This is a genomic window from Pontibacter diazotrophicus (assembly GCF_003367245.1).
Lineage (GTDB): Bacteria > Bacteroidota > Bacteroidia > Cytophagales > Hymenobacteraceae > Pontibacter > Pontibacter diazotrophicus.
Window position 1 is genome coordinate 326,757 of the sequence record NZ_QRGR01000001.1, and the last position, 15,675, is coordinate 342,431.

At 47.0% G+C, this 15,675-nt stretch carries 7 protein-coding genes; all 7 read left to right on the plus strand.

The annotated features are described in order from the left end of the window. Positions 1 to 907: 907 nt before the first annotated feature. The 7 genes from DXT99_RS01375 (at position 908) to DXT99_RS01405 (ending at position 15,622) form a co-directional block, all read left to right on the plus strand. On the plus strand, positions 908 to 4,018 hold the full coding sequence (locus DXT99_RS01375; protein ID WP_115563708.1) for a SusC/RagA family TonB-linked outer membrane protein: 3,111 nt from the start codon (positions 908 to 910) through the stop codon (positions 4,016 to 4,018). 10 nt (positions 4,019 to 4,028) lie between these two features. Then, entirely contained in the window at positions 4,029 to 5,915 is a 1,887-nt protein-coding gene (locus DXT99_RS01380; protein ID WP_115563798.1) for a RagB/SusD family nutrient uptake outer membrane protein, read from the plus strand. A gap of 44 nt (positions 5,916 to 5,959) precedes the next feature. After that, positions 5,960 to 8,983, plus strand: coding sequence for a SusC/RagA family TonB-linked outer membrane protein (locus DXT99_RS01385; protein ID WP_115563709.1), 3,024 nt, complete (start codon positions 5,960 to 5,962; stop codon positions 8,981 to 8,983). 23 nt (positions 8,984 to 9,006) lie between these two features. Further along, the gene (locus DXT99_RS01390; protein WP_115563710.1) at positions 9,007 to 10,755 is read left to right on the plus strand and encodes a RagB/SusD family nutrient uptake outer membrane protein; all 1,749 of its coding nucleotides are present in this window, start codon (positions 9,007 to 9,009) and stop codon (positions 10,753 to 10,755) included. Positions 10,756 to 10,807: 52 nt separating this feature from the next. Then, positions 10,808 to 11,839, plus strand: a complete 1,032-nt coding sequence (locus DXT99_RS01395) for a DUF5627 domain-containing protein (protein WP_317048104.1) — start codon at positions 10,808 to 10,810, stop codon at positions 11,837 to 11,839. A 26-nt stretch (positions 11,840 to 11,865) separates the two neighbouring features. Further along, complete coding sequence (locus DXT99_RS01400) at positions 11,866 to 14,019, plus strand: endo-1,4-beta-xylanase (RefSeq protein ID WP_115563711.1); 2,154 nt, start codon at positions 11,866 to 11,868, stop codon at positions 14,017 to 14,019. Between the two features lie 448 nt (positions 14,020 to 14,467). Continuing rightward, positions 14,468 to 15,622 carry an endo-1,4-beta-xylanase gene (locus DXT99_RS01405; protein ID WP_115563712.1) on the plus strand — a complete coding sequence of 385 codons (1,155 nt, stop codon included), beginning with the start codon at positions 14,468 to 14,470 and terminating at the stop codon, positions 15,620 to 15,622. The last annotated feature ends 53 nt before the right edge of the window (positions 15,623 to 15,675 follow it).

Here is a 15,675-nt window from a genome sequence, read left to right on the forward strand (position 1 = left end):
AGCGCCATGACCTGTACAAAGTGTGTGTGCTGGAGATGGCAGGCTTTCGTCTAAGATGTCTGTTTCTGATTATTGCCTCTAACGATCTATACTTTAAAGTCAGTAGAAGTTTGTCCTGCTTAGGTGAGGTGCTTTTATGGATTTTTCCAATAGAGGTGTGCAGCCAGTACAACTTGTTGTGGCGTGCGGGTCAAGTAACCAGTCACTATCCTTAAACTAACAACAGTTAGTAAAAAACCCCTTTCTGTTATAATTAGACATTATGTAACATGAACATAAAGATGTGTTACATGAATCTTTGTCTATGTAACATGGCATGAAACACGTGTTACAGCAATATAATCACTTTGCCATTTTTGAATTTATATTTGTTTACATGTGAGTGAGTGATTGCTTATTCAAGCGTGGGTAATCTTGTTAATGAAGGTGTTTCGGGGTTTGCATAAAGGTAAAAGGATATTGGTCTTAAGAAAGCAGGATGGGGAACAGGAGAAAAGTCTCTGGTGAGAAAATTTCAGAGTCAGAGGTGCAGGTACTCACCAAATAAGGCTGTTCCAGAAGACAGTGGCCCCATCAGGTTAAAGTTAGTATCAAAAAGGGTGCACTATTGATTTTTACTATGCAGTAGGTGGCGGGGAATGGATAGGAACTAGAAAATTCTGGAGGTGACATGCACAATCTGTCCTGGAAGGGATTTGTGGTTTGCTATCCTGGTAACTAAGTGGTGGGCTGAAGCTAAAAAGCAGGGCCATTCAAGTCGTTCAAACAAAACAATGACAATATGAATAAATTACTACAACAAAACCTGCATAAGATAAAATATGCATTTCTCGGGGTTTGTGTTCAGTGTTTTCTAGTTGAGGTATCCTGGGCATCGGCCGTTGATTCCCCATCTAAAAGCATTGGTATGATTTCCCGTCTGCCTGATAACAGTACCTCCCGGATAGGTAAACAAGGCGCTCCTCAGCAAGCCCTCGTCATTACCGGCAAGGTAATATTAAGTGATGATAACCAGGGGATTCCCGGGGTAAGTGTCTACTTGAAAGGCTCAAGTGTCGGTACAGTTACAGATGTGAATGGAGACTACACCATCAAAGTGCCTGCTCAGGGGGCAGTGTTGGTTTATAGCTTTATAGGGTATGCGCCTAAGGAAGTGACTGTCGGTGATCAAATGATAATCAATGTTACATTATCTGCAGATACCAAGGCTTTGCAGGAAGTGGTAGTGGTGGGGTACGGTGAACAGAGAAAAGAAAGCGTAGTTGCCGCCATTACACAAACGACTGGTAAAGTGCTTGAGCGCGCTGGTGGAGTATCCAACATCGGTGCAGCTTTAACAGGTAACGTACCAGGCGTGGTGACCTCAGCTAGTACAGGGATGCCGGGTGAGGAAGATCCTCGCATTGTTATTCGCGGAAGCAGCTCCTGGAACAACTCCGAACCACTCGTGCTGGTGGATGGCATAGAGCGCCCCATGAGCAGTGTGGACATCACTTCGGTTGAGTCTGTCTCTGTATTAAAAGATGCTTCGGCTACCGCCGTTTATGGCTCCCGGGGAGCGAACGGTGTGGTGCTTATTACCACTAAAAGAGGTCAGGCTGGAAAAGCAATCATCAGGGGGAGGGTAAACACCACCATGAAGGTTCCTTCCAAACTGCCCGGCAAGTACGATTCTTACGATGCATTAAGGATTCGCAACCAGGCAATTGAGAACGAGCTCGGGCTTAAGCCAGGAGCCTGGGGGGATTATCTTCCGCAGGAAATTCTCGACAAGTATCTTTTTCCGGCCAATGAGGAAGAAAGGGCGCAATACCCGAATGTGGACTGGGCAAACACCTTGTTTAAAGACTATGTCATGTCTTATAACGCTAGTGTCAATGTAAGTGGGGGCTCCAAGTTTGTCAAGTATTTTTCCAGTGCTGACTTCCTGCGCGAAGGAGACCTCATGCAGCAATACGATAACAACCGGGGGTACGACCCTGGTTATGGCTTTAACCGGCTGAATGTCCGCAGTAACCTTGACTTTCAGTTAACGCCTTCCACGGTTTTCAAAGCAAATCTGGCCGGTTCGCACGGGGTGAAGAAAAGCCCATGGGGAGCCACCGGTGGGGAATACGGGATGTGGATTGCTGCCTACAGCAACGCGCCCGATGCTTTCTTGCCACAGTATCCGGATGGCTCCTGGGGATATTACGCGCCCAATGAGGGTAAAGCGGAGAACTCGGTAAGAAGCCTGGCGATTAGCGGGATTCAGTACAGAACAACAACACGGCTGAATACGGATTTTACGCTGGAGCAGAACCTGGATATGTTAACCAAGGGGTTGAGCTTCAGGGGGACCCTTGCCCTGGATAATACATTTGTTGAGGCAGATAGAGGGGTAAACGATTTGTACAATGATACCCAAATGTCATGGGTTGATCCTGTTACCGGCCTGATTACCTATAAACAAAGCTATGACCCAAACAACAGGTTTGATTTTCAGGAGGGAGTAAAATGGTCTGCCAGCCCTGGAACTGTTTTAGACAATGCTTCACAACGCAGGCTTTTTTACCAGGCTCAGCTAAACTACAACGTTACCCTTGGGGAGAAGCATAACATCACAGCCATGGGGCTTTTCAACCGGAATGAATATGCCATCGGTAGTCAAGTCCCACAGTATCGGGAAGACTGGGTGTTCCGCGCCACCTACAACTTTGCCGATAAGTACATGCTGGAGTACAATGGGGCCTACAATGGTTCAGAGAAATTTGGTAGAGACTACCGCTTTGCTTTCTTCTCCTCTGGAGGTGTTGGCTGGATGGTTTCCAGAGAAAAATTCATGGAATCCATCTCTTTTCTCGACATGCTCAAACTACGTGCCTCTTATGGAGAAGTTGGTGATGACAATGTGTTCGGACGGTTTCTCTATATGACGCAGTGGGGGTATCAAGGCCGGGCGCGGCTTGGCATATCAGGAGAGCAGGCAGAACAGAGCCCTTATACCTGGTACAGGGAAACTGCTGTTGGGAACCCGGAGGTTCGCTGGGAAAAGGTAAGTAAATACAATGTCGGTCTTGACTTTGGCATTCTGAAAGGGGCAATCGATGGTAGTGTGGATTTCTTTCGCGATGAACGTACTGATATTCTCATAACCAGCGGCAGCAGGGCAATCCCGTCTTATTATGGCACAGTGGCCCCGGTAGCTAATCTTGGAAGGGTTCAAAATCAGGGCTTCGAATTTGTGCTGAACCTGAACCACACCTTCGGGAACGGGGTGAACCTGTGGTCTAACCTGAACATGACGCATGCTAAAAACAAAGTGCTTGATGCTGATGACGCAGGTTTGTTACCGGAGTATCAGAAAAGAGAAGACAAGCAGATCGGGCAGGCTTATGCTCATGTAGGCCATGGTTATTATAACACCTGGGATGAGCTCTATGCAAGCACCATTCACAATACAAATGACAATCAAAAGTTACCCGGAAACTTCCAGATTGTCGACTATAATGCGGATGGGGTGATTGATTCATATGATAATATCCCTTACGGATTTACGGGTACCCCACAAAACACCTACAATACAACTGTTGGTGCTGACTGGAAAGGGTTTAGTGCATTCGTGCAGTTCTACGGTGTGAACAATGTGACACGGCAGGTAGTGCTGACCAGTTTAAGCTCTCAGAACCATGTCGTTTACGAAGAGGGTGGATACTGGTCAAAGGACAACACCGGTGCCGACACTCCTATGCCCCGTTGGCTTTCCACCCCAAGTGGCTATACTAGTGCGCACCGCTATATGTATGACGGTTCTTATCTCCGTCTGAAGAATGCGGAAATCGGCTATTCATTTAATTCTGGTTCGATTAAAAAAATGGGGCTTAATAACCTCCGGATTTTTATAAACGGGAACAACCTCCATGTGTGGACCAAAATGCCCGACGATCGTGAATCTAATTTTGCAGGTACGGGATGGGCCTCACAGGGAGCCTACCCAACTGTAAAGCGATATAACCTAGGTGTTGATCTTACCTTCTAAACAGCATATCATGAAATCATTTATAAAAATTGTTTTAAGGTGCAGTATCGCCTTGAGCCTGGTTCTCACCACATCCTGCGAAGACTACCTTGATGTAACGGATGAATCTGTCATATCGCCCGATGAAGCTTTTGAAAACTTCAATAATTTTCAGGGCTACACGGAAGAGCTTTACCACTGCATCCCTGATTTTACCAATGCCTATTGGACTAATTCATGGAACTGGGGAGAAGACGAAATCCAGTCTTCCGCCCGTGATTTCCATTTTGGTGTTAAGATCGATAATGGAAATTTCTGGGGATGGCAGTCAGAGCATGATGGCTGGCAAGCTGGTTGGATGGACCGAAGGAACACCAATACAAACGATGACCGATTTACAAAGTCTTTATGGCAACTGGGCTGGTACGGGATACGGAAAGCCAACATGGGACTGGAAAACCTTGATAAAATGACGGGCGCTACAGAGGAAGAGCGAAACCTGATCAAGGGGCAGTTGCTGTTCTTTAGGGGTTGGTTCCACTTCCAGTTTATGCAGTACTATGGGGGGCTCCCTTACATTGACTATGTGCTACCCAGCGATGAGAAATTAACACTGCCCCGACTCAGCTATCAGGAATGTGCCGAAAAAGCAGCGCAGGACTTCAGAGCAGCTGCCGACTTATTGCCTGCCAACTGGGACAACACTACTGCCGGCAGAAGAACTTTAGGGAAAAATGACCTGCGTATCAACAAGGTGATGGCGCTGGGCTATCTGGGTAAAAATTACTTGTGGGCAGGCAGTCCGTTGATGAACTTTGAATCGACAGGAAGCAGAAACTATAATCCAGAACTGAGTCAGAAAGCAGCCGCGGCGTTTGCTGAGTTGCTGAATTTAGTTGAAAGCGGGGAAACTACCTATCGGCTGCTTCCTTTCGCGGAGTATTCTAAAAACTTTTATACGATGAGCCAGAACTGGCAAATGCCAGGTGGTACTGAAGCCATCTTCCGTGGGCCTTACTATGGTGCAAATGGGTCGAACTGGGGAACCAGTAAGCAATACCAGCCCGCACCTGTTATTGCCGACGGCGATGTAAAATTTTTGCCAACATCGAATTATGTGAATTATTACGGTATGGCAAACGGGTTACCGATAGGAGATATAACACAGGCTGACACAGAATCAGGGTATGACCCTGAGTATCCTTGGCGTGGCCGTGATCCCCGGTTTTATAATGATATCGTTTTCGATGGAGTAAGAGTGGTGCAGGGATCTATGCCTGACAATGTTCAGCAGGATCGTCACGCTAACCTTCACACGGGGGGGAGCTACAGGAATGTTGGTACCGGAAGCCGTACCGGATACCTGCTTTACAAGTTCATCCCCCTGACAGCTAACAAATACGATAACGGATACGGCTATGGTAACAGCCTTAATATACATATCCCTTGGATGCGGTTAGCTGATATCTATATCATGTATGCAGAAGCTGCTGCGCAGGGATACGGTGCCGCCAATGGCAAAGACCCCAACTACAGCAAGACAGCTGTTGAAGCCATAAATGTTATTCGTGACAGGGCAGGCGTGGGGCACGTGGCCGATAAGTTCCAAGGTTCATTAGATGCCTTTATGGGTGAGGTGAGACGCGAACGGGCAGTGGAACTTGCTTTTGAAGGGCACCGGTTCAATGACCTCCGTCGCTGGTTACTGTTAACCGAAAACCCTTATACGCTCAAAAAATCAATTGAATTTGACAGGGTAGGAGACTTTAACTCAGAAGATCCGAAGCAAAACAGGGTAGTAAACCTGCATGAAGAGGTTATTCTGGAACGCAATTTCAGTAGCAAACACTACTGGTTACCCCTGAAAAATACCGATGTAAACATGTACCTGGAATTTGCGCAAAACCCAGGTTGGTAAAACGGACGATAATTGAAAATGCTTTAGTCTAAAAAGAGGACAAAATGAAATATAAACATATAAGAATGTTTTTGTGTGCTGTGGTGGCTTTTTCTCCGGTGATGCTAAAAGCGCAGACAACCAGTAAGGTTGATATCATGGCCATTATTCGCGGGGCTGAAGGAAAACCCCTTCGAGGTGCCGTAGTTACCAACCTGGCGGATGCCGTCAACACAGTTACGGACTCTCTGGGGACGTTTTCCCTTTTAGTAACTCCCAATTCCATTTTATCGGTGAGTGCTCCCGGATACGAAACATTGTCTGTAGAAGCGACACCTGATTTAAATGAAATATCCCTGGCGTCCGACAAAAGCGCTCAGCCGGTACAGGTGGCTTTCCGGAAAGTCGCCCAAAAGAACCTGCTCGGAGGTGTCTCGGCTGTTAACGTTCCAGGTATCCTGAGAGAAAATTATTTCACCAACAGCTTAGAAGACCTGGAAGCCTACGTAGGAGGCTTTAACGGCGCTAACATATGGGGAATGGACAGCTACCTGGTACTGGTAGATGGGATACCCCGTGATGCCGAAAGTGTGCTGCCCACGGAAATAGAACAGGTAACTTTTCTAAAAGGAGTGTCGGCCGTGGCCCTGTACGGAAGTCGGGCTGCCAAAGGAGTGGTTTATATCAGTACAAAAAGGGGAGAGGCTCAGGATCAGCAAATCAATGTACGGGTAAACGCTGGCGTGTTCGTGCCAAAGAGTTATCCTAAGTACCTTGGCTCCGCGGAATATATGACCCTTTATAATGAGGCGCGCCGCAACGACGGACTGGATGACCTGTATACGGGTGCCACCATTTATAACCATTCCTCCGGAACGAATCCTTACCGCTATCCGAATCTCGATTACTATTCATCGGAGTACCTGCAGGAAACCTACAACCGTTACGATGGTACGGTCGAAATTTCGGGAGGTAACCAGCAAGCCCGCTACTACACTAACGTGGGTTTCAATTCTGCAGGTTCTCTTTTGAATTTTGGTGAGGCAAAAAACAACGGGAATGAACGCTTCAACATCCGCGGAAACGTGGACATTGATCTGAATAAGTATATCTATGCGAAGGTAGATGCCGCAGCCATTTACAATAGTGGGCGGGGCGTAAACACCAACTATTGGACTGGTGTTGCCTCCCTTCGTCCGCACCGGTTCTCACCACTTATCCCTGTCAGCATGATAGAAGAGAGCGATGAGACTTCGTGGCAACTGGTAAACAATAGCAACAACCTAATAGATGGCAAATATCTTCTCGGTGGAACCCAGTTAGACCAAACAAACCCCTTTGCGTCCATCTATGCCGGAGGGAATAATAAGTATACCAGCCGTCAGTTTCAGTTTAACACGGGAGTGGGTGCAAATTTAGAAAATGTGCTGAAAGGGCTGTCCTTCCTGTCAAACTTTGGAGTGGATTACTCCACCTCCTATAACCAGTCTTTCAATAATAACTATGCCGTGTATGAAGCGGCATGGAACAACTACGCCGGATACGACCAGATCAGTAGCCTCACAAAATATGGTGAGGATTCAAAAACAGGTGTTCAGAACATTAGTAACAGCTGGTACCGCCAAACAATTGCCTTTTCAGGGCAATTCAACTACCTGGCCTCAGTGAACGAGAACCACCATATTTCCGCTATGCTGATAGCGAATGGGTATCAACAGTCAGTGTCGGAGGTGTACCACAAAACAAGCAATGCAAACCTGGGGCTGCATTTAGGTTACAACTACCTGGATAAGTACTATGTTGATTTTAATGGCGCGATGGTGCACTCTGCCCGATTACCGGAAGGTAACCGCCAGGCTTTTTCGCCCACCCTCGCGCTGGGCTGGCGCATCAGTGAAGAAGGCTTCATGGAGGATTTACCTGCAGTTGACAACCTGAAGTTATCGGTATCGGGAGGCGTATTGCATACTGACCTTAACATACCCGGTTACTATTTGTATCAAAGCATATACACACAGACAGACGGGGCATGGTACAGTTGGAGAGACGGTGCCCTTAACCGGACCACGGACTCAAGGCGTGGAGAGAACCCTAATCTCACTTTCTCTAAAAGAGAAGAAGTCAATGTTACCCTGGAAGGATCTTTTCTTAAAAGACTGTTAACGTTCGAAGGGTCCCTTTTTGCGAACAGGATAACGGGTAATGCTGTGCAGGCTTCTGTTTTATATCCGAGCTACTTTTCTACAGGCTGGCCGAATTCTTCCTTTATTCCCTACATCAACTATAACGATGACCAGCGGCTGGGCTTTGACTTCAATGTTAATTTGAACAAACGCATGGGGGAGATAGACTGGACATTAGGGATGGCAGCAACTTACTATAGAACTGAAGCCACCAAGCGTGCAGAAATGTACGAAAATGAATACCAGAGCAGACAGGGCAGACCGCTGGACGCAATTTGGGGACTTAGAAGCGATGGGTTCTTTATGAGTCAGGAAGAAATAGACGGTTCACCTACTCAGGCATTCGGCCAGGTGAAACCGGGAGATATCAAATACTTTGATCAGAACGGTGACGGTGTCATCGATTCCCAGGATGAGGTTTACCTCGGAAAAGGTGGTTGGTACGGAGATCCTCTTACATTGGGTCTTAACCTGACTGCTAAGTGGCGAAACCTGACTTTCTTGGCCTTGGGTGTTGGCCGCTTTGGCGCGCACGCCCAGAAAAACAACTCCTACTTCTGGGTAGACGGAGAGGATAAATATTCGGAAGTGGTACGCGAGCGGTGGACCGAAGGAACCATGAACACGGCAACGTACCCACGCCTGACGACACTGAACAGTGACAACAACTTCCGCTCTTCCGACTTCTGGCTTTACAGCACAAACCGGTTTGACCTGGCTAAAGTGCAGGTGTCCTATGATCTTCCTGAACGCATACTGCAGAACACCTTTATTCATGAATGGGGTGTGTATCTGAGTGGTTCCAACCTGCTTACAGTTTCTCCGGAACGTGAAGTGTTGGAGTTGAATGTCGGAAGCTCTCCTCAGACACGGTTTTACAATTTCGGGGTTAAAGCATTATTCTAATAGGTATTTGAACATTCAAGAATATGAAAAAGAGATTACTGTTATTTTTATCGGTCGCCTTGATGGTAAGCAGCTGCGAGGATATGTTTGAACCCAGCATAGAAAACCTACGGGGCCTTGACGATATGTATGAGGAGGCAGAGTATGCCCAGGGATTTCTTCTGAACGGCTATGCTCGTATCCCGACCAACGGATGGTCCTTCAGTGATATGGCCACGGATGATGCTGTCAGCAACAACAGGAGTAACAACTATTTGAAAGTAGCCACCGGGCAGTGGACAGCTAATAACAACCCGTTTGATCAGTGGAGCAATTCCAAAGCAGCCATTCAATATCTGAATATCCTGCTTCAGGAAGGAGACAAAGTGGCTTGGGCCAAAGATGAGAATGTAAGCCAAATGTTTAAGGACCGCATGAAAGGTGAAGCGTACGGGTTACGGGCACTCTTCATGTTTCATTTGTTGCAGAACCATGGAGGGTGGAGTCAAAGCGGTGAATTGTTAGGTGTTCCGATTGTATTGGAACCCGAGAACAAGGACTCAGACTTCAATAAACCGCGGGCAACATTTGAGGAATGCATGCAGCAGATTTACAGCGATGTGAAGAAAGCAGAAGAACTTCTTCCTCTGGATTTTGAGGGTATATCAGACGAATCGGAACTGCCTGCTAATTACAGCGGTAACATGGACGACTACAACCGCGTGTTTGGCCAGTACGCACGCCAGCGTATGACAGCCCGTATCGCGAAGGCAGTCAGAGCGCAAGCCGCTTTGTTGGCTGCAAGCCCTGCCTATAACACAGGTAACAGTACTACCTGGGCTGATGCTGCAAACTACGCAGGGGAAGTGCTGGATCTGAATGGAGGTGTAAATGGACTGGACCCTAATGGTTCGACCTGGTACTCCAATGTTGCAGAAATTGCTGGTTTGGCCGCAGGTATCAATCCTCGTGAGATTCTTTGGAGAAGCGATGTCTCTGAAGATAATGATCTGGAACGACAGCATTTCCCCCCTACGCTGTATGGAAACGGACTGTTGAATCCCTCTCAAAACCTGGTGAATTCCTTCCCGATGGCAAACGGCTATCCCATTACAGATGCGTCCAGCGGGTTTGATCCTTCGGCACCATACACCAACCGTGATCCGCGTTTACAGCGCTACATACTGGTGAACGGAGGCACGGCCGGACCAGGTAATTCCAACATCATCACGGCAGTGGATGGTACTACCAATGATGCCCTTAACAGGGTAGAAACATCCACACGCACAGGATACTACATGCGAAAGCTACTTCGCCAGGATGTGAACCTTAACCCGACAACGACGAACAGGCAAAAGCACTATAAGCCCCGCATTCGTTACACGGAGCTCTACCTTGCCTATGCCGAAGCTGCCAATGAAGCCTGGGGGCCGATGGGCACGGGTGCTTTTGGGTTTTCTGCCTATGATGTCATAGCCGCTATCCGCAAGCGTGCTGGTATTGCCCAACCTGATGCTTACCTGGAGTCTGTTCAGTCAGACAAAGAGGCCATGCGGGCGCTTATCAGAAACGAACGCAGGTTAGAGTTGTGCTTTGAGGGTTTTCGCTTTTGGGATTTGCGCCGATGGAACGAAGACCTTACGGAAACAGCCAGGGGTGTTCGGATCGAAAACGAAAACCATGAGACGATACCAGTAGAGGCCAGGGTGTATGGAAGCTATATGAATTATGGCCCTCTCCCATACAGCGAAGTCTTGAAATTCGACGCGCTTTCTCAAAATGTGGGATGGTAACAGAAGTTGAAGTTTATTCCAATTACCTACTAAATCAGAATTAAAATAAGGAATGATGAAAAATATATGCTTTGGGCTTTTGCTCTTACTAGCCACCCTGTCTTCATGTGAAAACAAAGAATGGGTGTTCCCGGATTACGAATACCAGTCAACCTATTTCGCTTATCAGTATCCTGTGCGCACCATCGTCTTGGGGGAGGACATTTTTGACACTTCACTTGACAATGAGCACAAGTTCAAGGTAATGGCTACGACAGGAGGTGTTTACGACAATTCAAAAGATGTAACCATTGATGTAGTGGTGGATAACACACTGGCTGAAGGCTTGCTTTTCACAGAGGGGGGAACGGAAGTTCTGCCTTTGCCCAGTAACTACTATACATTGGCATCAGACAAGATTGTCATTCCAAAGGGGGAACTGATAGGCGGGGTTGAAGTACAACTCACCGATGCCTTCTTTGCTGATCCGCTGGCTCTAAAGAACACTTATGTTCTTCCGATGTACATGACGAATGTCGTGAATGCAGATTCTATTTTGTCAGGTAAGCCATTGGTTGAAAACCCAAGAAGGGTGGTTGCAACAAATTGGAGTGTCGCTCCGAAAGATTACGTCTTGTATGCGGTAAAGTATGTAAACCCATGGCACGGGATATACCTTCGCAGAGGCAAAGATGTAATAGCAGGGAAGAATGAAGATAGATCACTGGACCAGACTATTGTCAGACAAAAACAATATGTGGAGCAAGATGAAGTCATCAAGTTAGCGACTCAGTCATTAGGTGAGGTAGAGTTGCCGCTGGTATTTAAGAACAGCGAGGGAGAGAATATCGATGCGACCCTACTGCTGCACTTTGATGAGCAAGGTAACATTACAGTACGAGCCGGTTCAGAGGGTTACACAGCTACTGGTAGCGGAAAGTTTGTGAAAAGAGGAGAAAAGAATAGCTGGGGCAGTAAAGACCGCGACGCCATCTATCTGCAATATGAGGTTGATTTAGAGGAGATGCACGTTGCCTCTACCGATACCTTGGTGTTGCGGGATCGCGGGGTCGCCATGGAAACATTCTCTCCGGTAATCAAATAATTTTTATGTAGTTAGAACAAAACCATATGAGACAATTATATAAAATTTTGCTTTGCGTTTCTGGTTTAGCGATGGTAACGGCTTGTGACGATGATGATCCGCTGGATTTCCACGTTGATAAACCAGTAGAGTTTGCATTGCAGGAGGAGATTAATGCCTATGCAGATCTTAAAACCTATGTAGACCGGGAAGCCAATCCAGCTTTTAAGTTAGGCGCGGGTGTGTCCTTGTCCGGCTACACGCAGAAAGGTGTCATGTACAGGCTTGTTAACAGTAATTTCGATGAAATTACTTTGATGAACGGGATGAGTCATGGGGCAATCGTTCAGGCAGACGGCAGCCTGAACCTTAATAATGTGAATGGTTTGCTGACTACAGCTGAAAAGGCGGGCACTACAATTTACGGTCACACACTTGGCTGGCATCGTAATCAGAATGCTGCTTACCTGAACGGCTTACTTTCTCCCCTGATTGTGGAGTCGCCCCCCTTTGCCAACTCCTTGGATGTTTCTGGCCTTACAGCAGGAACTTTGGAAGGATGGACAAATACAGGTGGAGGAGCAAGCGCATCGGTAGTGGAAAATGAAGGAATGGGCGGTGGAGTAAAAGCCGTGAAACTGACTTCGGGTGCCGGCTCATCTGCACCGGAGGACTTGCAACTGGTAACTCCGGAAATCCCGGTGGTGCCAGGGCATGAATACGAGATTGTTTTTTACCTTAAGTCAGATGTTCCCGGAGAAGGTCGTATCACTTTTGAAGGATTGATGAATAATACGCCACAGAAAGACTGGATGAATACCGGCGAGGAAACGGAAACCTTTACCACCAATCTCGGCTGGAAGGAAATTAGGTTCAGGATCAGTGATTTTGAGGGCGAATCCATCAAAATCCGGTTTGACCTGGGCTATGTTCCCAATGTAACCTATTACCTGGATGTCAATAACCTTTATGTGTATGATACACAAGGTGACCCTATCAAAAATAACCTGATTGCAAACGGCGACTTTGAGTCAGGAACTGGCTGGGGAGGCTGGGGTAACAGCTCCACAAGAGGTGTGACAGAAGATGGCCAGGGTGCCGGTAATGAAGGTCGGGCCTTCTATGTTACGAATCCATCCACTACCAGTGGTTACTGGGAAGTTCAGACATCCTACGAGCTACCCGAGCCGCTGGAGAATGGAGAAACCTATAACCTGAGCTTCTGGGTAAAAGGCGATGCAGAAGGCATTATCAGGCCTGAGTTGCAGAGCCCTAATTATTCTTCGGATGGCTTTGGAATGGTGAATGTGACAAAGGAATGGAAACTCGTGAACATTTCCACAACCGCAACGGCAGCTGACAGAAGCCGCTTTGTCATAAGTTATGGTGAGTTTGCCGGAACGGTTCATCTTGATAATGTCAGTCTGAGCAGTGCTTCTTTATCCGGAGGCACAACTACGGTGGTCCAAAGAACCCCGGAAGAAAAAGAAGCAATAATTGCCGGGCAGTTGGAGCACTGGATTTCTGGCATGGTCACCAATAGTGCCCCCTATGTAAAAGCATGGAATGTAGTGAACGAACCCATGGATGAGGCAAAACCAAATGAACTTAAAACAGGGATAGGCAGAACTGGTTTAGCTGCGGATGAATTTTATTGGCAGGACTACCTTGGAAAGGATTATGGCGTAAAGGCCTTTCAGTTAGCCAGGAAGTATGGAAATGAAAATGATCTGTTGTTTATCAATGACAACAACCTCGAGTCTAACCTGGATAAATGCCGTGGGTTAATTGAATATGTGACCTATTTGGAAAGCAAAGGGGCAAGAGTGGATGGAATAGGAACCCATATGCACCTTAACTTGAATTCGGATAAGGAGCAAATTGCAGAGATGTTCCAGCTGCTGGCCAATACAGGAAAGCAAATAAAGGTATCTGAGTTAAACGTCGCGGTAGGGGTGACGACAGACGCAGCCACGGAAGAGGATTACAGAGCTCAGGAAGAGATGTACCAGTATGTGGTAGGGAAATACCTGGAAATTGTTCCTGCCAGTCAGCGCTATGGCATAACCGTATGGAGCCCGACAGACAGTCCTAAAACTGCTTCCTGGCGTGCCAATGAGCCGGTTGGGCTTTGGACAGAGGGTTTTGTCCGGAAACCAGCTTATCCAGGAGTTGCCAAAGGGCTAAGTGGAGCGAAATAGGCGATTCTTATTACATACAACAGGTTAAGGTGGGGCAAGAGACTTTACAATTTTGGTTTTTGCGTTCATATAAACAACAAAAAACCCAATTGGAAACGTCTCTGCCTATCCTTCTATTGCTGTTGTCTTAAGAGCGGACTCTTTCAGCCAAGCTTTCTCAACTGGGAAAGTTTGTTTTGGCTACATCCAGCTAAAATGTTACATGGGAGCAAGTATATGTTACAATCCATTCTATCAATGTAACATGATGTAAAACGCCTGTACCACAAACAGGTATACTTTCTTTTACTAATTATATAAATTTGTTAATCTGGATTTATATTAATATTTGTTCAAGTTTGGGCGTTGTTATGTTAGTTAGACGCAGTAGTTAAACATACTGGAATGGCATAGAACTAGATAGTGCAGCTATGTTTCTGCACACTCCGAAGGGCCGAATAATTTAGGAATGATGAAAAGAGGAATATTAAATAAATCAATAGTAGCTATTCTTGGAGTTGTTCTTCTCTGTGGCGGCTGTAAGGTCGCCAACACAGGTGCTGCTGAAACCAATACCGCCGAACTAACGCTCAAGGACGCCTACAAAAACAAGTTTTACATTGGTACAGCGCTCAACACCCAGCAGATTACAGGCCAGGACACGGCAGCCATCAAGGTGGTGAAGCAGCATTTCAATGCGGTTGTTGCCGAGAACATCATGAAGAGTGGGTTGATCCAAGCAAGAGAGGGTGAATTCCGATTTGACCTGGCTGACCAGTTTGTGGCGTTCGGTGAGCAGAACAACATGTACATCAACGGACATACGCTCATCTGGCACTCGCAGCCGCCACGTTGGTTCTTCACCGACAGCCTGGGCAATGATGTGTCGCGTGAAGTGATGATCCAGCGCATGAAAGACCACATCTACACTGTTGTCGGCCGTTACAAAGGGCGGGTGAACACTTGGGATGTGGTGAATGAGGCTATCATGGACGACGGGTCTTGGAGGAAAACTAAGTTCTATGAAATCATCGGTGAAGATTTTGTAAAGCTGGCCTTCCAGTTTGCCCATGAGGCCGACCCTGATGCAAAGTTGATGTACAACGACTACTCTATGGCCCTGCCAGGCAGAAGAAACGGTGTGGTGGCCATGGTAAAGGATCTGCAGCAGCAGGGTGTGCGGATAGACGGGATCGGCATGCAGGGCCATATAGGCTTAGACCATCCCTCCCTCGAGGAGTTTGAAAAGAGTCTTCTTGCCTTTTCTGACCTGGGGCTGGAAGTTTCCATTACCGAGCTGGACCTCTCTGCGCTTCCTTCTCCAAGACGGAATGTAGGGGCCGATGTGGCTACCAGTTTTGAATACCAGCAAAGCTTGAACCCATATACCGAAGGACTTCCTGATTCCGTGACGGAGGCATTCAACGCACGTTATGTGGATTTCTTTAAGCTCTTTTTAAAGCATCAGGATAAGATTACCAGGGTGACACTTTGGGGCGTAAACGATGGGCAATCCTGGAAAAACAACTTTCCTGTCAGAGGCAGGACAGACTATCCCCTGCTTTTCGACAGAGAAAATCAACCAAAGTCCGTCGTTAAGGCTCTTATTCAGGTTGCTCAATAAAAAGATTATCATGAGTTCAGAAGGTGTAAAAAGATCATTTCAGCTTTTGTTTT

Excerpts from the sequence above, each read along its gene's own strand:
- DXT99_RS01395 (WP_317048104.1), top strand. The coding sequence starts at position 10,808 with ATGATGAAAAATATATGCTTTGGGCTTTTGCTCTTACTAGCCACCCTG.
- DXT99_RS01375 (WP_115563708.1), top strand. The coding sequence starts at position 908 with ATGATTTCCCGTCTGCCTGATAACAGTACCTCCCGGATAGGTAAACAA.
- DXT99_RS01385 (WP_115563709.1), top strand. The coding sequence starts at position 5,960 with ATGAAATATAAACATATAAGAATGTTTTTGTGTGCTGTGGTGGCTTTT.
- DXT99_RS01405 (WP_115563712.1), top strand. The coding sequence starts at position 14,468 with ATGATGAAAAGAGGAATATTAAATAAATCAATAGTAGCTATTCTTGGA.
- DXT99_RS01390 (WP_115563710.1), top strand. The coding sequence starts at position 9,007 with ATGAAAAAGAGATTACTGTTATTTTTATCGGTCGCCTTGATGGTAAGC.
- DXT99_RS01380 (WP_115563798.1), top strand. The coding sequence starts at position 4,029 with ATGAAATCATTTATAAAAATTGTTTTAAGGTGCAGTATCGCCTTGAGC.
- DXT99_RS01400 (WP_115563711.1), top strand. The coding sequence starts at position 11,866 with ATGAGACAATTATATAAAATTTTGCTTTGCGTTTCTGGTTTAGCGATG.